General features: G+C 71.9%; 15 protein-coding genes, 1 tRNA gene and 1 pseudogene. 8 read left to right on the top strand and 9 right to left on the bottom strand.

The genetic code is table 11. The features are described from left to right. Positions 1 to 23 precede the first annotated feature (23 nt). Both ACIQM3_RS17110 and ACIQM3_RS17105 read right to left on the bottom strand, forming a co-directional pair. Entirely contained in the window at positions 24 to 1,340 is a 1,317-nt protein-coding gene (locus tag ACIQM3_RS17110) for an acetyl-CoA carboxylase biotin carboxylase subunit family protein (protein ID WP_401624611.1), read from the bottom strand. Positions 1,341 to 1,453: 113 nt separating this feature from the next. Further along, positions 1,454 to 2,080: an alpha-ketoglutarate-dependent dioxygenase AlkB gene (locus ACIQM3_RS17105; protein ID WP_401624609.1), complete on the bottom strand. Its 627-nt coding sequence runs from the start codon at positions 2,078 to 2,080 to the stop codon at positions 1,454 to 1,456. A 348-nt stretch (positions 2,081 to 2,428) separates the two neighbouring features. Between ACIQM3_RS17105 and ACIQM3_RS17100 the strand changes: the two genes are divergently transcribed. The 4 genes from ACIQM3_RS17100 to ACIQM3_RS17085 all read left to right on the top strand — a co-directional run bounded on the left by ACIQM3_RS17100 (position 2,429) and on the right by ACIQM3_RS17085 (position 4,812). Continuing rightward, positions 2,429 to 2,890, top strand: coding sequence for a DUF5709 domain-containing protein (locus ACIQM3_RS17100; RefSeq protein ID WP_401624607.1), 462 nt, complete (start codon positions 2,429 to 2,431; stop codon positions 2,888 to 2,890). Between the two features lie 111 nt (positions 2,891 to 3,001). Beyond that, a complete protein-coding gene (locus tag ACIQM3_RS17095) occupies positions 3,002 to 3,568 on the top strand; it encodes a DJ-1/PfpI/YhbO family deglycase/protease (RefSeq protein WP_401624605.1) in 567 nt (188 codons plus the stop codon). A 112-nt stretch (positions 3,569 to 3,680) separates the two neighbouring features. Continuing rightward, on the top strand, positions 3,681 to 4,409 hold the full coding sequence (locus ACIQM3_RS17090; protein WP_401626429.1) for a DinB family protein: 729 nt from the start codon (positions 3,681 to 3,683) through the stop codon (positions 4,407 to 4,409). Between the two features lie 46 nt (positions 4,410 to 4,455). Then, entirely contained in the window at positions 4,456 to 4,812 is a 357-nt protein-coding gene (locus ACIQM3_RS17085; RefSeq protein WP_401624603.1) for a nuclear transport factor 2 family protein, read from the top strand. A 261-nt stretch (positions 4,813 to 5,073) separates the two neighbouring features. Here ACIQM3_RS17085 and ACIQM3_RS17080 read toward each other — a convergent pair whose 3' ends face one another. Together ACIQM3_RS17080 and dacB are read right to left on the bottom strand one after the other, a co-directional pair. After that, entirely contained in the window at positions 5,074 to 5,604 is a 531-nt protein-coding gene (locus tag ACIQM3_RS17080) for a GNAT family N-acetyltransferase (RefSeq protein WP_401624601.1), read from the bottom strand. 154 nt (positions 5,605 to 5,758) lie between these two features. Then, positions 5,759 to 7,039 (bottom strand): D-alanyl-D-alanine carboxypeptidase/D-alanyl-D-alanine-endopeptidase, encoded by a 1,281-nt coding sequence (gene dacB, locus ACIQM3_RS17075; protein WP_401624599.1) that lies wholly within the window; start codon positions 7,037 to 7,039, stop codon positions 5,759 to 5,761. A 344-nt stretch (positions 7,040 to 7,383) separates the two neighbouring features. On the opposite strand from dacB, the gene ACIQM3_RS17070 reads away from it, so the two are divergent. Further along, positions 7,384 to 8,328, top strand: coding sequence for an alpha/beta hydrolase family protein (locus ACIQM3_RS17070; protein WP_401624597.1), 945 nt, complete (start codon positions 7,384 to 7,386; stop codon positions 8,326 to 8,328). Between the two features lie 523 nt (positions 8,329 to 8,851). Here the strand turns inward: ACIQM3_RS17070 and ACIQM3_RS17065 are convergent. Further along, positions 8,852 to 8,925: transfer RNA gene (locus ACIQM3_RS17065), tRNA-Pro, on the bottom strand. Between the two features lie 48 nt (positions 8,926 to 8,973). Continuing rightward, positions 8,974 to 11,629: pseudogene (locus tag ACIQM3_RS17060) on the bottom strand (ATP-binding protein). 107 nt (positions 11,630 to 11,736) lie between these two features. Between ACIQM3_RS17060 and ACIQM3_RS17055 the strand changes: the two are divergent. The 3 genes from ACIQM3_RS17055 (at position 11,737) to ACIQM3_RS17045 (ending at position 13,228) form a co-directional block, all read left to right on the top strand. Continuing rightward, positions 11,737 to 12,279: a DUF309 domain-containing protein gene (locus tag ACIQM3_RS17055; protein WP_401624595.1), complete on the top strand. Its 543-nt coding sequence runs from the start codon at positions 11,737 to 11,739 to the stop codon at positions 12,277 to 12,279. Positions 12,280 to 12,384: 105 nt separating this feature from the next. Beyond that, positions 12,385 to 12,807: a DUF350 domain-containing protein gene (locus tag ACIQM3_RS17050; protein WP_356715627.1), complete on the top strand. Its 423-nt coding sequence runs from the start codon at positions 12,385 to 12,387 to the stop codon at positions 12,805 to 12,807. A 61-nt stretch (positions 12,808 to 12,868) separates the two neighbouring features. Continuing rightward, complete coding sequence (locus ACIQM3_RS17045; protein WP_401624593.1) at positions 12,869 to 13,228, top strand: hypothetical protein; 360 nt, start codon at positions 12,869 to 12,871, stop codon at positions 13,226 to 13,228. A gap of 18 nt (positions 13,229 to 13,246) precedes the next feature. Here the strand turns inward: ACIQM3_RS17045 and ACIQM3_RS17040 are convergent, their stop codons facing one another. The 3 genes from ACIQM3_RS17040 to ACIQM3_RS17030 are packed head-to-tail and all read right to left on the bottom strand — an operon-like array spanning position 13,247 to position 17,366. Further along, positions 13,247 to 14,518, bottom strand: a complete 1,272-nt coding sequence (locus tag ACIQM3_RS17040) for an FAD-dependent oxidoreductase (RefSeq protein WP_401624591.1) — start codon at positions 14,516 to 14,518, stop codon at positions 13,247 to 13,249. Beyond that, complete coding sequence (locus tag ACIQM3_RS17035; RefSeq protein ID WP_401624589.1) at positions 14,515 to 15,936, bottom strand: FAD-dependent oxidoreductase; 1,422 nt, start codon at positions 15,934 to 15,936, stop codon at positions 14,515 to 14,517. The genes ACIQM3_RS17040 and ACIQM3_RS17035 overlap by 4 nt, the downstream gene beginning before the upstream one ends. Then, positions 15,933 to 17,366 carry an FGGY family carbohydrate kinase gene (locus ACIQM3_RS17030; RefSeq protein WP_401624587.1) on the bottom strand — a complete coding sequence of 478 codons (1,434 nt, stop codon included), beginning with the start codon at positions 17,364 to 17,366 and terminating at the stop codon, positions 15,933 to 15,935. The genes ACIQM3_RS17035 and ACIQM3_RS17030 overlap by 4 nt, the downstream gene beginning before the upstream one ends. Positions 17,367 to 17,412: the final 46 nt, after the last annotated feature.

The following is a 17,412-nucleotide window of genomic DNA, read 5'->3' as shown; positions in this document are numbered from 1 at the left end:
TTCGTCGTGCTGGACCGGACGGGTCACTTGGTCTTCGTACCGCGGCTCCCCGGCTCCGTCTCGTCGAAGGTCAGGCCGAGGGCGGCCACGCAGCGGTCGAACTTGCCGCGCAGGTCCTCCTCGTCGTCGCCTCCGGTGAAGATGTGTGCCACTTCGTAGCTGTAGCTGTCCTGCCCGGAGACGGTGGAGAGCTTCTGCCCCTCCTCGGGCACGACGTCGATACGCACTCCGGGAATCTCGCGTTCGATCGCGGCGATCCTTTCGGGGGTGGGCACCTCGTGCACCTTGCCGTCGCCGAACCAGCGGTAGTACCACTTGGCGGCCACGGCGTAGGGGCCCTTGCCGCCGGTGAGTTCCGGGTCGCGGCCCAGCGCGAGGCTGATCATGCGGTGGTGGTTGGGCGCACCGTCGACGTAGTCGAAGAGTTCGGCGTGGGACTGCGAGTGCCGGGGGTTGATCTCCAGCAGGCTGATGTCCTGGGTCTTCGGGTCGTAGAAGTACTCGATGCTGAAGGTGGCCTCGTCCATCCCGATCTGCTCCATGGTCCGTTCGCTGACCTCGTGGAGCTTCTGGATCACCGGGGCGGGGAGGCTGCTCGGGTACTGATGGCGGAGGAAGCACGGGGACGCCGGGTAGTTGATCGAGTCCAGTACGCCGTAGACGGTCGCCCTGCCCCCGTGGACGTAGCCCTCGACGGCCACCTGGATCCCGGTCATCGCCTCCTCGGCCAGGCAGACCTGACCTCCGACGTCCTGCATCTCCGGGGGGAGGTCCAGAAGGTCGAGTACGGAGTCGAAGGGCCTGCCGACCCGGCCTATGCCCGCCCGGATCTTGTCGACGGCCGCCCGGAACTCCTCCATGTCGGAGACTCCGTACGCCAGCTCGGACGAGTAGGCGAGGGCCGGCTTGAGCCACATGGGGAAGTTCACGCCCTCGGGGGGCTTCGGGTCGTCCGTTTCCAGGTCCACGCGGCCGAAGCGCGGGTACTCGTCGATGACCTTCTGCTGTTCGAGCCGGCTCCAGTACTTGTGCTCGCACTTGACGACGGATTCGAGGCTGGTCGTCCGCACGCCGTACTCCTTGCCGAGCATCGGGACGAGAGTGCTCACCGGGAAGTCCCAGTATCCGACGATCGCGTCGATGCTGCCTTCGTGGGCGTCGAGAACAGCCCGGGCCCAGTCCATCAGCGCGGGCACCGACACCTCGCCCTCCTGCAGCTCCTTGACGGTCAGCAGACGGTGGAACCGGTAGGAGCCGGCGTCCGGCACGGCCTCGAGCATGGGCAGATTCGAGTCGTCGAGACCGACGACGAAGATGTTCTCGCGCTGCGCCTGCGGCATGTGTATGTCCCTTCGGTAGGAGTGCTTCCTGCACACCACAGGCGCCTGCCCTGAGCACCGGCCGACATGCAGTGCCATCCTCCGCGGCTGCCGTCCCACCCTTCGCCCCCGTGTCAGCGCACTCCTCGGGGGCGGTACTGCACGCTGATCCGGGGCCCGCGGGCGTGCGCGGTCTTGGGGACGGCGTGCTGCCAGGTGCGCTGGCAGGAGCCGCCCATGACGATGAGGTCGCCGTGGCCCAGCGGCCGGCGCACCGTGTCGCCGCCGCGGCAGGGACGCAGGAGCAGATCGCGCGGGGCGCCGAGGGAGAGGATCGCGACCATCGTGTCCTGGTGCGAGCCGCGTCCGGTCAGGTCGCCGTGCCAGGCGACGCTGTCGCGCCCGTCCCGGTAGTAGCAGAGCCCGGCCGTGGTGAAGGGCTCTCCCAGCTCGTCGCCGTAGTGGGAGGACAGCGCGTCGCGGGCCTCGTCCAGCACGGAGTCCGGCAATGCGTCCTCGGAGCGGTAGAAGGCGAGCAGCCGGGGCACGTCGACGGTGCGGTCGTACATCTGCCGGCGCTCGGCCCGCCAGGGCACCCTGTCCGCGAGCCCGGCGAAGAGCTCGTCGGCGCCGCTCAGCCAGCCCGGCAGCAGGTCGATCCACGCCCCGTCACCCAGGACCGTCCTGCGCACACCGGTGAGCGGGCCCAGGTGCGGGCGGTCGGCCTGATCGAACAGCGAACCCTGGAGATGAACGGACATGGGTCAAGCCTACCCGGCGATTAGAACAAACGTTCCCGTACGTGTTGCGGAGCCGGTACAGGCGTGATCACCGTCTTCCGTCGCCTTCCCGCGGTCCGGCGGCCCGCCCCGGTCGCAGCGGCCGGGGATCGGTCATAAGCTGCCGGGGCCGACGGGGTACGGACGCGACGGGCCTGACCAGGGGTTCCACTCCGCCCGGCAGTCGGACCGCACACCCGGGAGGACGGGCGGCCACCCGGAAATCCGCATCACTGACATGCGCGCGGGTGGGCAGGAGAGCGGCGACGCCGCACGGCCCCCGTACGGTCGGCGGCGGGTACGGCATACCTCGACGGAAGGAGCGCCCCCATGTCGGAACAAGGACGCGGTGACGACGTCTACCAGCCGGACGGTTCGGACGCGGACAACCGTCCGACGGACGACCTCGACCCGGAGAACGTGATCGACGAGCCCGACCTCGACGACACGCTGGACACCGGGTACTCCCCGCCGGAGAAGCCCCTGGGCGTCTCCAAGTACGGCACGACCGGCGCGGAGCAGAGGGAGGGCGAGTCCCTCGACGGGCGCCTGGCGCAGGAGGTGCCCGAGGAGGACCCGCTGCTGGCCGGCGGGGCCGACGACGGGCCCGAGGACAACGGCCCGGAGGAGGACGACGCCGGGGCCGAGCGCGCCGGACGCGTTGCCGCCGCCGACGAGGAACCCGGGGCCACGCGCAACAACAGGGTGCTGGCCCGGGACGTCGGCATCGACGGAGGCGCGGCCTCCGCCGAGGAGGCGGCGGTCCACATCAAGGAGGACGACGGGACCTGAGCGGCAGGTCATGGGGCCCGGGCCCTCGGGACACATGACCCGGCCGATCAGGGGAACGCCACGATCGCGGGCCACAACCGGGTGGACCGCGCGCAGGAAAGGTGACAACCGATGACCGACAACGGCAAGAAGCAGCGCAAGGTACTGGCCGTGGTCACCAACTACGGCGTGGAACAGGACGAGCTCGTGGTGCCCGTCGACCAACTCCGCGGTGCGGGGGTGCAGGTCGACGTCGCGGCCGTGTCGACGGACGACATCGTCACGCTGGTCGGTGACAAGGACCCGGGAAAGAGCGTCCGTCCCGACCTCACGCTGGACGACGTCGACCCCACTGCCTACGACCTGCTGCTCATCCCGGGCGGCACCCTGAACGCCGACACACTCCGGCTCCAGAGCGCCACCACCGCAATCGTCCGTTCCTTCACGGACTCCGGCCGCCCGGTCGCGGCCATCTGCCACGGCCCCTGGGCCGTGGTCGAGGCGGACGTCCTCACGGGCAAGCGGCTGACCTCCTACGCGTCGCTGCGGACCGACATCCGTAACGCGGGCGGCGAATGGACGGACGAGCCGGTGGTGACGGACGGTGCCGGCGGCTGGACACTGATCACCTCACGCAATCCGGGCGACCTGGAACCCTTCGTAGGGGAAATCCGCACGGCACTCGCGGCGCGCCCCTGACCGAGGGACGCCCAGCTTCGCGGCGGAGAAATCGGTGGCGCCCCGCGGGATGACCCGCTAACTTCCGCCTGAGCCCGGTGGGCTGCGGGACATGACGGCGAGGGGACCGGACGTGGAGACCGAGGGCGCGCGGACCGACCGGCTGGGCCTGTTGCTCACCCAGTTCGACCAGGCCAGGGAGATGGCCCAGGTGCGGCTGACAGGGCTCGGTGACGAGGAGTACCTGTGGGAGCCGGTGGCGGGTTGCTGGTCGGTCCGGCCCCGGGGTGAGGCCACGACTCCCCGGGCGTACGGGCGGGGTGAGTGGGTTCTCGACAAGGGTGCCCCTGACATCCCGGCGAACGAGTACGCCGAGGTCGCCCGGCAGGCCGCCGGCGGCATGACCGTCTCCAGGATCGCCGACGACTGGAGCGTGAGCGTCGAGCGGGTGGAGCAGATCCTCGCGCACACCGGCGCGCCGGAGCCCGACGAGACGCCGGTCACCACCATCGCGTGGCGGCTGGGCCATCTGCATTCGTGCCTGGCGGGTCAATGGGAGTGGACCTTCGGCGAACGCCGCGAGGAGCCGAAGCTGCTGGTCGACTTCACCCCCTCCGCCGCGCTGGCGCTCGAAAGGTTCTGGGCGCTGATCGACCGCTGGCGCGGGAGTGTCGCCGCCCTCACCGATGACCAGCTCGACACGGTCGGCCTCTCGCAGTACCCCTACGGATCCGATCCCGACGACCCGTTCGTCAGCGTGCTGGCGGGGGCCAACCTCGAATTCATCCACCACATGGCCGAGATCGCGGTGCTCCGTGACCTCCACAGGGCCAGGTTCGCCGGTCCCGGGGCAAGCGGTTGATGCGGAACGCCACCTGGCGGGAGGCCCGCCGATAGGGTCGTAATCCATGGACAACAGTGCGGTTACGGAACTGGTCGAGAAGTACATCGCCGTCTGGAACGAGTCGGACGGCCAGGTGCGGCGGGCCATGCTCGCCGAGGTTTTCACCCCGGACGGCATCTACGTCGATCCGATGGTCGAAGCCGACAGCACAGCGGCGCTCGACACGTACATCAGCGATTCGCGGAAGAACTTCGGCGGGATGCTCTTCACCCATGGCGCGGTGCTGACCCACCACGACTCCGTCCACTTCTCGTGGGAGGTCGGCCCCACGGGGGAGGCTCCGGCGGTGAGCGGATACGACGTGGCGTTCTTCGAGGGCGGCCGGATCAGTCGTCTGTACGGCTTCTTCAACGGCTTCTGACCGGCCTGCCAGGGGCGGTCGCGCCGGAGTTGCCGGCCGTGAAGTTGATCTCTCCGGAGGGGGCCCGGCATGTCCGGTACGGCCGACGACCGTCGCAACAGCGGCTCGCCCGATGCCTCCGGAAGCGCGGCGTGGCTGAAAGGGGCGCATGCGGGGAGTTCCGCTGCTCCTGGCGCAACAGTCCTGTCCAGGCCGACGAGCACCCGGTCTCCCGGTTCGCCGGAACCTGCCAGGGATGTGCCGCGCAGCGCGTCTACGCCTTCACGCCCCCGCCGGGCCGGGACACGGCGTAGGGGCAGGAGCGATCAGGTCGCGCTCGAACCAGGTGCCCGGCTCACCGCCGATGTGGGCCGGATCGGCGGGGCCGACGGGGACGAAGCCGGCTCCGGTCAGCACCTTCCTGGACGCTACGTTCCGATGCGTCGCGGCCGCCCGCACGGTGCGCAGCCCGTGGTCGGCCGCTGCCAGGCGGCACACCTCCCGGACCGTCGCGGTCGCCACGCCGCGGCCGGTGACGTGCTGAGCGACCCGGTAGCCCAGCTCCGCGGTGTGGTCCTCGATGTCGACCAGGTTGAACCTGCCGACCACCGCGCCGTCCTCGGCGACGAGCACGTGGAAGGCGCAGACTCCCGCCTCCTGCTCGGCCAGCAAGGCGTGGTACCTCTCGTCGAACCGGGCGAAGAAGTCGTCGCCGCGGTCCGGGACCGCTGCGGCGAAGTAGGCGCGGTTCGCCGACTCGAAGGCCAGGACCGCCGGGGCGTGACTGACGTGCAGCCGCTTCAGCTCGGGCATCGCCCCACCCTACTCAGGTGGTTCGTGGGGGCCACCGGGTTTTCCCCGGGGCACACAGCGGAAGTGCCCTGCCGATCGCGCGTACCGGAAGCTTCAACAGCTTCCGTCACAGCGGTTCGCAGGACACCTCCACGTGCGTCACCGGGTCAGGGGGTCAGGCCCAGCAGCCGTTCACGGTGGCGGCGAGGCCGTCCAGGGAGTCCTTGATGGCGGCGCCGTCCGCGGTGGAGTTGTTCTCGATGAAGGAGAAGATCTTCCAGCGGCCGTCCTTCCCCTGCGTGAGCCCGCTCAGGGCGGTGGCCCCCGTCAGGGTGCCGGTCTTGCCCGAGACCTGGCCCACGGCACACTGCGAGTTGGCGGTGTCGAACCGTCCCCACTCGGGCCCGAGCGTGCTGCCCGCCTCACCGGCGACCGGCAGTCCCTCGGAGATGGACTTCAGCTTGGTGTGCCGGGGGTCGGTGGTGAGATCGAGGATCTCGGCGACGGTCTGGGCCGTGATGCGGTTGGAGCGGGACAGCCCGCTGCCGTCGTGGATCTCGAAGTTGGACACCGAGATCCCGTACCAGCCGGTGAGGACGTCACGCACAGCCGCGGTGCCGCCCTCGTAGGTGGCCGCTCGGCCGGAGGCGAGTCCGGTCACCCGCAGCAGCGTCTCGGCGATATCGTTGTCACTGGTCTTGAGCATCTGCTTGACGATCACGGACAGCTCCGCCGACCGGTGCTCGGCCACGGGGAAGTCCGTCGAAGCGGCCTGGCCGCGGGTCACGTCCCCCGTGACGCCGATGCCCTGTTCGGCGAGTTGCGCGGCGAAGACGTTCCCCGCGTCGATGGCGGTGTCCTGGACGAGCTTCCCGTCCACCACCAGGGAGCGCACGGGGGCGATCTGGTCGTCGTAGTAGCTGCTGTTCCAGCCCTCGGCGAGCGTCGGCGCCGCGAAGAGACTGTCGTCGATCCGGACCTTCACCTTGTCGAGGCCGGCGTTCTTCAGACCCGCGGCCGCGCTCTTGGCGAGCTCGGTGAGATCGGCGGTCGTCAGAGTGCGGTCGCCTCCACCGACCAGGGTGAGTGTGCCGTCGCCGTAGACCACCTTGGTCGTGAACTTGTGGTCGGGGCCGAGCAGGGTCAGGGCGCCGGTCGCGGTGGCCAGCTTGGTGTTGGACGCCGGCATCAGCGCGGTCTTCGCGTCATGCCCCCAGATCACCTCGTCGGACTCGGCGTCCAGCACCACCCCGCTGAAGGTGGTGCCGATGTTCTTGTCCTGGGACCGGGCGTCGAGGTTGTCCACGAGCTTCTGGTCGGTGGAGTCGAGTCTGCTGACGCTCTCTTTGCTCGCCACCGGCTGGTCGGCGGCGAAGGCGGACTGACCGGCCATGACCGCGCCGGCGACCGGGGTGAGAACCGCGGCGACGAGCGTCCGGCGGACGGCTCTGTTCACGGGCTGGACCTTTCGGTGACGGCCTCCGGCGGAGGATACGGGCGCGGCGTCAGAAGTGGGTATCACAGGGTCTCCACGTCACACATATGACGAGTAGGGGCAACAGGAATGCAAATAAACCTAGTGGCAGTCACCGCGTTCACAGGGGCGGCACCGAGCCGCTCGCTGTGCAGATTCGGTGACGGTGTGGAGACCATTTCAGTGGCGGGTCCGCTGTTCCGGGCTGATGGCGGCGTCACCGGGCGCGGGCACCAGCCCGGTCCGAGACCGCTGTTCGCCGGCGCCCGGTGGGCCCGGACCGAGCGAAACGCCACGCGCGGGAGCCGGGCTACGAGACTGGTGTCATGGAGACCGCGCGCGTACGTGACGTCATGTTCGCCCATGGGGCGGTGAAGCTCTCCGGCTCCCTGGGAGTGCCGGGGCCGGAGAGACGCACCGGCGCGGGCATCGTCCTGGTCGGTGGGTCCGGGCCGTCAGACATGGACAACGGCGGGTACTTCCCACCGCTTCGGCAGCGGTTGATGGCTGCCGGATTCGCCGTGTTGTCGTACGACAAACGGGGTGTCGGCCGGTCAACCGGCGACTGGCGCGCCGCAACCATGGACGATCTGGCCGCTGACGCCGCCGCCGCGCTGGACTTCCTCCGCGCCCAGCCCGGGATTCGGCCCGGAGCAGCAGGGCTTTTCGGCCACAGCGAAGGCGGCTGGCTCGCCCTGCGCGCCTCTACGGCGCGGGACGGCCTGCCGTGGGTGGTCACCAACAGCTGCCCGGGAACGAGCCCGGCCGTACAGGAACGCTACGCGCTGGCCAACCACCTGCTGGAGCTGCACGGTGAGGGGCATCCGGACATCGACAGCACCCTGGCCCTGTACGACCGCCTGACCGACGCAGGCCGACGCGACGCCGACTTCCTGACGGCGACACAGCTCGTCGACGCAGCGGGTGGCCCGTCGGGGCTGGCTTACTACTGGTCCGGCGTGGACGAACACCTCTGGTCCTTCCTCAAACGCAAACAGGACCATGACCCGACCGCGGATCTCGTCGGGCTGCGCTGCCCGCATCTGGCGTTCTTCGGCGGAGCGGACAGGGCGGTGCCGGTCGCCGACAGCGTCCACGTGTTCGCCGCCGCCGCCTGTCATCCGGCCCGCTCTCCCCGGGCGACGCTGACGGTTGAGGTGTTTCCCGGCGCCGACCACCGCTTGCAGGCGCGGGACTCGACCCGTCTCGCGCCCGGGTATCTCGAAAGACTGGCCTGCTGGCTGGCGGACCACACCGGGACGGCCCGATGAGCGGGCTCGCCGCCTCCGGCCGTCCACGGCCGCTGCGGCCCGAGCCTGTGCGGCTTCTTCCTCGTCAGCTCGTTCCCCGCAGAGCATGATCGAGCAGAACTTCCGCCGCCGCCCGCGCGTACCCGCCGTAGTCCGCTTCGTCCAGCACCATGGCGCGGCTGGCCGCCCCGTCGGCGCGGCGGCATCGATGAACGGCCCTCCGCGCACCGGAGCCGCGTCCGGCACCGGCTGGTCGAACAGCTTGCGGACCCGGTCACGCGGAGGGGCGCCCTCGCGGATGAGCACGTCTTCCAGCGTGGCCCCCGACAGCACGAGGTGCTGCAGGCGGGCGACGACCAGATCGACGTGATCGCCTTCAGGTTCCGGACAGGGACGCTGGGGCCCACCTGCCCGGACAGGACTTCCGCCGGTGGCGCGTCGACCGCGGGCCCATGGCCTCACCGGTACCCAACTGGCCCCGGGAATGGGTGAGGGCCGGTTTCGGACTTCTCCGAAACCGGCCCTCACCTGCGACTGTCTCCAGTCGGGACGACAGGATTTGAACCTGCGACCCCTTGACCCCCAGTCAAGTGCGCTACCAAGCTGCGCCACGTCCCGATGCGATTCCCCCGGTATCCCGGGTGACCGCGCAGGACAAACATTACCTCACTCCGAGGACCGTATCGACGCCCCTACCTGCTGCGCGCGGTTCGCCAGTCCTTCGGCGCCGCAGGCGGTGGCGAGCTTCTCTGCCCGGGCGAGCTCCTGCCGGGAGCGGATCGCGGTGCCGTACTCGAAGCGGGCCACGGCGTGCTCGTACGCCGACGAGGATGCCTCGAGGTGGCGTACGGACTCGGCCAGCAGGTGGGTGGCCTCCTCCTCCGGTGCGAACAGGGCCACACAGCGCAGGGCCTCACCGATCGCCGTGTCCGTGCCGAAGCGTTCCGCGTGGACGCGCGCCCGGGTGGCCAGCTGCGCGGCGCGGGCCGGGTCGGTGTCGGCCAGGGCCCGGGCGAGATCCCCGGCCCAGGGCGCCCAGACGCCGTTGAAACGGCCTCGTGGCTCCAGTGCCGCTCCCGCCGACTCCAGCTCGGCCACGGCCTCCTCCGTGCGCCCTTCGGCCAGCAGCAGCCGTCCGCGTACACACGGGGCGTCCGGCAGGACCATCGCGCTGGGGTACGGCGGGCCGAAATCGTACCGGTCGGCGACCAGCCGCGCCTCGGCCGTCCGGCCTCGGGCGAGCAGGGTGTCGACAAGGAGACAGGCGGCGTCCCAGTGGACGGGTAGTCCGCTGCCGGCCCGGTCGGCCAGGCGCAGCCCCTCGCGCAGGAAGCCCTCGGCCTCGGCGAGACGGCCGCGCCTGCGGTGGACGAGGCCCAGGAGGGTGTGGGCGAACGCGAGGTGCGCACCGCTCCATCCCGAGATCTCGAAGGCACGGACGGCCTCACCGAAGAGTGCCTCCGCCCGGTCGAGCTGGTCGGTGAACGCGTAGGTGATGCCCACCATGGTGGGGAGTTCGAAGCCCCATTCGGAGTCGGTCCAGCCGAGCCCGCGTGCGGGCCTCCCGTCGACGAGGGCGCGTTCGCAGAAGCCGACGACGAGCTGGGCGTTCTCGCCGCGGAGCATGGCGTCGAAGGCCCGCAGGGTGAGCAGGGCGCGCTCGGCGTTGTCGCGGCCCTTGAGGTGGTCCGCGTTGCGGGCGAGACGGGCCGACCGTGCCGGTCCGTCGTCCTCGGCGGCCTGCATGCCCTCCCACAGGAAGTGCGCGGCCTGCAGACGCATCAGGCCGGGGCCGGGAGCCGTTCGCGAGGCCTCGGCCGCCAGCGAGAGCGCCGCGTCCTTGAGCTGGTTGTTGTGGGAGAGGGCGGAGGCGAGCCGGAAGGTGGCGTCGATCCGGAGCGTCCCGTCGAGCCCAGGCGTGTCCAGCGCGGCGCGCAGGTGCTGCACCGTGGTGGCGGGCGAGGAGAGCAGTGTGGCGCAGCCCAGTTCGTACAGCAGCGCCGCTCGGTCCTGGGGGGCGCGGTGGCTCGTCCAGGGCGCGTTCGAGACAGCGCCTGGCGGCTTCCGGGGCGCCGACGGCGAGGTGCTGCCGTGCTGCCTCACGGAGCTGCGCGACCAGCTCCTGGTCGTCGTCCGGGTGGACTTCGAGCAGATGGCGGGAGGCCGCCGCCGCTCCGAGCCCGGCCTGGGTGATCGCCCAGGCGGCCCGTCCGTGCATGGCGGTGCGGGTCGCCGGAGGGATCGAGCGGTAGACGGCGGTGGCGATGAGCGGGTGGACGAATTCGAGCGGGTCGAAGCCGCTGACGATACGGGCGTCCCGCAGCCGGGCCGTGCAGTCGGCGGCCTCCGCCGAGCTCATTCCCGCCAGGGTCGCGGCGAGCTCCTGGGAGATCTCGGTGCCGAGCACGGCCGCCGCCCAGGCGAAGCGGTTGGCGTTCGTGCCCAGGCGCTCGAGGCGGGCGACGAGCCCGCTGCCGCGGGCCGAGGCACCGAGCTCGCGCAGGAGGCCGGCGGATTCCTCGACCGGTGCCAGCTCGCGGTCCTGCGCCTTGGCGACGAGTTCGACCGCCTCGTAGGGGTTGCCTCCGGTGACGGCCCAGACCTCGCGGCAGAAGGGGTCGTCCGCGTGGTCACCCAGGCCTGCGCGCACCAGGTCGGCGGTGGCTTCGGGGGTGAGCGCGCGCAACGCGACCCGGGTCAGCGCCGGGTGGGCGGCGGTGCTGCTCTCCCGGGTGCGGGCCATGGCCCAGTCGGCGTCGCGGTCGGCGAGCTCCTGGGGGCGGTGTGCCTGGACGACCAGCACGGGCAGTTCGGAGAGCCGTGCGGTGAAGCCGGCGAGCCAGGCGAGCGATTCACCGTCGGCCCAGTGCGCGTCGTCCACTATGAGGAGCAGCGGCCGGTGGCTGAGGCGGGAGGCGAGCCGGGACACGACGTAGTCGAGGCCGTCCCTGACACCCTGCGGGTCGGGCTGCGGGCCGCTGGGATCGGCCAGGCCGAGTGCGGGTGCCGCGATCTCGAACCAGTCGCCGAACAGGGCGCGGGTCTCGTCGGCGGGGAACCGGACCAGCGCGGGCTGGAGCAGCTGGCGTACGACGTGGAACGGCACCGAGGTGACCGTCTCCCCGCCGCGCGCGGACCAGATGGTGCAGCGGTCGGCTGCCATGGTCTGGATCTCTCCGAGCAGCGCGGTCTTGCCGATGCCGGCCTCTCCGCTGAAGACCAGCAGGCCGCCGGCTGCTTGTCCGCCGCAGAGGGCGTCCAACGCCTGTGCGGCTGCGGCGAGTTCCGGTTCGCGCTCGTACAACGGCCGGGACGGCTTCATGCCTCCCCTTCCCAGGGTGGTTGCGAAGAGCACAGAGCCTAGCCGTGCGCGGGTGCGGGCGGACAGGGTTCCCGCGGTTCTTCGCAGGTGCGAGGCACAATCGGGGGGTGGACGAATCTCGCAGGGACCGCGACGAGGAAGGGCGGGCGCGCAATGCGCGCCCCCGGGACGGACTGGGGCGCCCCCTGCCCTACGGGGCTCCGGGGGTGGAGCGGCAGCCCGAGGGTGTGGTGCGCTCCCCCGACGAGACGGTGCGCGAGGCCCAGCGGCTGTTGGACGCGGGCATGCCGTTCCACGCCCATGAGGTGTTCGAGGACGCCTGGAAGTCGGGGCCGGACGCGGAGCGCGAGCTGTGGCGGGGCCTCGCGCAGATGGCGGTGGGGCTGACCCATGCCGCTCGGGGCAACACGGCGGGCGGGGCGCGGCTGTTGAGGCGGGGCGCCGCTGCCGTCGACGGGCTCCGGGCGGCGGATCCGTACGGGATCGGTGTGGACGGGCTGATCGGCTGGGCGCGGGAGCTGGCGGACCGGGTGGATCCCTCCGGGCCCGAGGGCACGGACGGGGCCACCGGTCGCCAGAAGGACGCTCCGGCCGTGGACGCGGCCGCGGAGGCGCCCTGGTTGCGGCGAGGAGACCGGCCCGGGTACTGAGGACACGAATGCGGTAGGTTTTGCTACTTCTTGACGGCGTGTCGACCACGCCGGTCACATTCACGTTCCATTCTTCGACCACTCGCTCAGGAGACGGACGCCCCGATGACCGACATCATCAACGGCCTCGGCCGTGCCACCGCGTACGGGGCCCTCGGCGTCGTACTGCTCGTTCTCGGCATATTTCTGATCGACGCCCTGACACCGGGCAAGCTCGGCCGCCAGATATGGGAGGAGCGCAACCGCAACGCGGCGCTGCTCCTCAGCTCGGCGCTGCTGGGCATCGGCGGCATCGTGTTCACGTCGATCTGGACGACGTACGAGGACTTCGGCAAGGGGCTCGCCTCGACGGCCGCGTTCGGGCTGCTCGGTCTGATCATGATGGCGGTGGCCTTCCTCGTCGTCGACCTGGTCACGCCCGGAAAGCTGGGGGCCACGCTGGTGGAGCGGGAGCCGCACCCGGCGGTGTGGGTGACGGCGGCCTGCAACCTGGCGGTGTCCGCGATCGTGTCGGCGTCGATCGCCTGATCGCCCCGGGATCCCCCGGTCCGGCGAACATGACGGTGCTCAGCCATTACGATCCGGCGTCATGAGCACTTCTGACCAGGACCAGGAACAGGACCACCGGCAAGAGCAGGACCACGAGCCGGACGAGAGCCCCGCGGCGATACCGGAGGCCGCTGCGCAGGAGCGGAGACTCACTCCGCGTCAGGCGCGGCGGCTGCGGATCGTTCTCTCCTCGGTCGGCATGGCGGCGATGGCCGTCGTCCTGGCTCTCCGGATCGCCAGCCGTTCGTCGGTCCTGGTCGTCGGGGTCTACGGGCTCGCTCTCATCCTCTGCGGCGTGGTGATCGAGCTCAGCAGGAACGGCCGCACCCGGCTCGGCAGCTGGCTGCTGGGAGCAGGCCTGGTGGCCGCCGTCGGCGCCGACTGGCTGATCATTCCCTGAGCCGGTCCCGCCCCGCCGTCACAACACGCTGATCCGTACGGAGGGGCCGTCCGGGTCCACGTGGTCGGTCCAGTCGGCCGCCAGGTGGAAGGGCCTGCCCGGGACGGCGGCCGACAGCAGCCGCTGCCGGTGGAGTTCGCGTCCGTCCTGCGAGACGACGAGCAGCGGCCGCGACAGCCGCCGTGCGGTGCGCAGGACGAACCGGTCCCCCTGCGGGCGCGCGCCGTGGGGACCCGTCACGTTGGGGGCGATCCACCGCAGGGGTGTGTCGACGACCAGGGGCCGGCCTCCGCCCGCGGGGTCGTCGGTGCCGGCGAGGCGGTGCAGGACGGGCACCGCCACGGCTCGTCCCTCCTGGGCCGCGAACTCCGCGCGTTCGACGGCGTGCAGCACGTTCCCGGCGGCGAAGACGCCCGGCCGCGAGGTGCGGAACGCGGCGTCGTACGCCGGTCCCCGGGTGCCGGGATCGAGGAGGATGCCACCACGCCTGGCCAGTTCGTGGTCGGGTACGAAGTCGCCGGTCAGGACGACCGTGTCGCAGCGCAGCGTGGTGGTGCGGCCGTCGTCGTGTCGCAGGGCCACCCCGGAGAGCCGGGTCCTGCCCGTGAGCCCTGTGACGGTGGCGGCGGTGAGCAGCGGGGTGTGCCCGCTCCGCAGCCGGACCGGTCGGGGCGGCTGATCGGTGACCATGGCGACGACGTGGACCCCGGCGGCGCGCAGTGTGGCGGCGGCCGCGTGCCCGACGGGCTCGTCACCGACGACGACCGCCCTGGTGCCGATCCGCTGCCCGTACAGATGGACGGCCTGCTGGAGTTCGCCGGTGGTGTAGACGCCGGGCGGCCGGGTGCCGGGGATCAGGCGGGCGCTGCGCGGCCGTTCGCGTGCGCCGGTGGCGAGGACGACGGCCCGGGCGGTGATGCGCTCGATTCCTGCGGGTCCGGTGGTCTCGACGGTGCGGGGTCCCGCCCAGCCGGTGACGGTGACTCCGGTGCGCAGCTCGGCGCCGGCGTCCAGGGCCGCGGCCACACTCCGCCGGGCGTAGGCGGGCCCGCTCGTCCCTCCCTGGGCGTACGCGGATCCGGTGGCCGACGCCCAGGCGTGGGCGGCCCGTCCGAGGCGTCCGCCGAATCCTCCGTGGTGGCAGTGGCGGGGGATCCCTCCCGCCTCCTGCTCGCGTTCCAGGATCTCCACCCGGCCCGCTCCCGCCCCGGCGAGCTCGGCTCCGGCCGCGAGGCCGGCGGGGCCTGCGCCGATGATCAGGACGTCGATGTCGCGTGCGTGTCCGGTCACGGTCGCGCCTCCTCGAACAGGGCGCGGACGGCGGCGCCGCAGTAGAAGCCCTGGCACCGGCCGCCACGGGCGCGGGTGCGGCGCCGCAGGCCGTCCAGGGAGTGCGGCGGGACCGTGGAGGCCAGCGCGTCCCGGATCTCTCCGAGGGTGACCTGTTCGCAGTGGCAGACGAGGGTGCCGTACGCCGGGTCCCCGGCGATCAGGGCGGCGTCGCGGTAGGGGCGGGGGTACGCCTCGCCCAGGTTGGGCATCGTGAGGGGCGGGAGCGGGCGGGGCTCGGTCAGGTCGAGGCCGGTGTCGGCCAGCAGGCCCATGACGTGGCGGCCGATCGCCATGGACGCGGTGAGACCGGTGGAGCGGATGCCGCCCACGGCGACGTAGCGCTGTTCGGGGTACTCCTGGATGCGGTAGTCCTCCTGCCCTGTGGCGGCGCGGAGGCCGGCGTAGACGGCGGTGACCTCCTCGTCGAGGAGCGCGGGCACGATGCGGTGGCCCTTCTCGCGCAGGAGGTCCAGGCCGTCGGCGGTGGACCCGGTGGCGGTCTTGTCGTCGAGCTCCTCGGCGGTGGGGCCGAGGAGGACGTTGCCGAAGACGGTCGGTGCGACCAGGACGCCCTTGCCGGCCGGGCCGGGAACCGGCAGGAGGATGTGGCCGACGAGCTCGCGGGCGAGCTTGTCGAAGACGATGAGCTGGCCTCGGCGAGGGGTCACGGTGAAGACGTCGTGGCCGAGGAGCCGGTCGATCTCGTCGGCGTACAGCCCGGCGGCGTTGACCAGGTGGCGGGTGCGCAGCGGGCCGCGTGAGGTGGTGAGCGTGTGGCCATCGGCGTCGCTCGCGATGTCCTGCACCCGGCAGTTCAGGTGCAGGTGGACGCCTGCCCGCACGGCCTGGGTGGCGAAGGCGAGCGGGGTGGTCCAGGGGCAGATGACGCTCTCGTCGGGGATCTCGAGCGCGCCGAGCGCGCCGGGCCCCAGGTGCGGTTCGGCGGAACGCAGTTCGTCGGCGCCGATGATGCGGGACGCGTGGTAGCCGTTGCGCTCGGCCTTGTCCCGGAGCCGGGGCAGTGCGGCGAGCTGGTCCTCGTCCCAGGCCACCAGGAGGGCGCCGGTCCGCTCGACCGGGATGCCGGTCTCGGCGGCGTAGTCGGCGAGGAGGTCCCGTCCTTCGCGCACGAGGCGGGCCTCCAGCGAACCGGGAACGGCGTCGAAACCGGTGTGCAGGATCGCGGTGTTGGCCTTCGACGTGCCGTTGCCGATGTCGTCGGCGGCGTCGACCAGTGCGGTGCGCAGCCGGTAGCGGGCGAGTTCGCGGGCGATGGCCGTGCCCACGACGCCCGCGCCGACGACGGTCACGTCGTACGTGTCCTCCGCGTCCTGCTCCGAGGGCAGCGGGCCGGTGGTGGTGAGGGTGACGGTCACGCGCGCTCCAGCAGGCTGTCCACCGCGGCACGGAAGCCGGCGAGGCGCTCCGACGCCTCCTCGGGGGCGATCCGTGGTTCGTACACGGCGGAGGGCCGCCACTCCGGGGTCGCGCTGCCCGGCGGCAGCCGCGGGTCGAGCCCGAGCCTGGCCACGACGCCGGCGCCGAGCGCGGTCACGTCGGGCAGCGCCGAGACCTCGACCGGCCTTTGCAGCAGGTCCGCCTGGGTCTGCATCAGCAGGGAGGAGCGGGTCAGGCCGCCGTCGACCCGCAGCGCGGTCAGTGGGGCTCCCAGGTCCGCGGCGACGGCGTCCGCCAGGGCGACGACCTGCGCGGCGATGCCCTCGCAGAGGGCGTGGACCAGGTGGCCCGCGGTGGTGTCGAGGCCGAGGCCGGTCACGGAGCCGCGCAGGTCGCTGCGCCACCAGGGTGCGGCGAGGCCGGCGAGCGAGGGGACGAAGGTGACTCCCCCGGTGCCGCCGACCGAGGCGCCCACCGGGTCGAGGTCCGCGGCTCCTGAGATCACTCCGAGGTCGGTGAGCCAGCGCACCGCCGAGGCCGCCGTGTAGACCTGTCCGTCGAGGCAGTAGTCCGTCAGCCCGCCGAGGCGCCAGGCGACACAGCTGACCAGGCCGGTGGAGCCGGTGCTGGGCCGGCGGCCGGTCTGGGCGAGGAGGAACGCCCCGGTGCCGTACGTGCATTTGGCCTGGCCGGGATCGAGTGCGTTCTGTGCCAGCAGGGCGGCCTGCTGGTCGACGATGAGGCCGGTCAGGGGGATTTCTCCGCCGAACGCGGTGGTGGTGCCGACGGGCCCGGCGCAGTCGACGACCGTGGGCAGCCGCTCGTCGGACAGTCCGAAGATCTTCAGGGCGTCGGGCGACCAGCCGACGTCGTGGAGGCCGAGCAGCTGGGTGCGTCCCGCGGTGGCCGCGTCGGTGACGAAGGCTCCGGTGAGCTGGTGGACCAGCCAGGAGTCGCTGGTCGTGACGACCCCCTCCCGGGTCAGTTCGCGGCGGATCCACGCCATCTTGGGCGCGGCGAAGTACGGATCGAGCGGCAGTCCGGTGAGCCGCTTCAGCTCGTCCCCGTGCGCGGCGAGGGCGCCGCAGAGCCCTTCCGCGCGCCGGTCCTGCCAGACGACGGCGTCGGTGAGCGGCCGGCCGGTCGCGGGGTCCCAGGCCAGCACCGTCTCGCCCTGGTTGGCCAGGCCGACGGCCGCCACGGGCTCGGCGGCGTCCGCGACCGCCTGCCGGCCGGCGTCGAGGACCGACCCGATCAGCTGGGCGGGGTCGGCCTCCACGAGGCCCCCGGCACCGTACCGCGGTCGTACGGGTGCGGAACCGGAACCGATCACGCCGCGCTCGGGACAGATCACCAGCGCCTTGGTCCCGGACGTCCCCTGGTCGATGGCGAGCACCGGTTCTGTCAATCCACGCTCCAGCCGTGCGGGCCGCCCGGACCCGGGCGGAATCGTG

This window comes from Streptomyces sp. NPDC091271 (genome assembly GCF_044757505.1).
Classification (GTDB): Bacteria; Actinomycetota; Actinomycetes; order Streptomycetales; family Streptomycetaceae; genus Streptomyces.
The sequence above is the reverse complement of the archived record's forward strand: the minus strand, read 5'-3'. Positions and strand labels throughout refer to the sequence as shown.

What these genes read in the sequence shown, in the direction of transcription:
- ACIQM3_RS17110 (WP_401624611.1), bottom strand. Translation starts at nt 1,340, where the DNA reads ATGCCGCAGGCGCAGCGCGAGAACATCTTCGTCGTCGGTCTCGACGAC.
- ACIQM3_RS17105 (WP_401624609.1), bottom strand. Translation starts at nt 2,080, where the DNA reads ATGTCCGTTCATCTCCAGGGTTCGCTGTTCGATCAGGCCGACCGCCCG.
- ACIQM3_RS17100 (WP_401624607.1), top strand. Translation starts at nt 2,429, where the DNA reads ATGTCGGAACAAGGACGCGGTGACGACGTCTACCAGCCGGACGGTTCG.
- ACIQM3_RS17095 (WP_401624605.1), top strand. Translation starts at nt 3,002, where the DNA reads ATGACCGACAACGGCAAGAAGCAGCGCAAGGTACTGGCCGTGGTCACC.
- ACIQM3_RS17085 (WP_401624603.1), top strand. Translation starts at nt 4,456, where the DNA reads ATGGACAACAGTGCGGTTACGGAACTGGTCGAGAAGTACATCGCCGTC.
- ACIQM3_RS17080 (WP_401624601.1), bottom strand. Translation starts at nt 5,604, where the DNA reads ATGCCCGAGCTGAAGCGGCTGCACGTCAGTCACGCCCCGGCGGTCCTG.
- ACIQM3_RS17070 (WP_401624597.1), top strand. Translation starts at nt 7,384, where the DNA reads ATGGAGACCGCGCGCGTACGTGACGTCATGTTCGCCCATGGGGCGGTG.
- ACIQM3_RS17050 (WP_356715627.1), top strand. Translation starts at nt 12,385, where the DNA reads ATGACCGACATCATCAACGGCCTCGGCCGTGCCACCGCGTACGGGGCC.
- ACIQM3_RS17045 (WP_401624593.1), top strand. Translation starts at nt 12,869, where the DNA reads ATGAGCACTTCTGACCAGGACCAGGAACAGGACCACCGGCAAGAGCAG.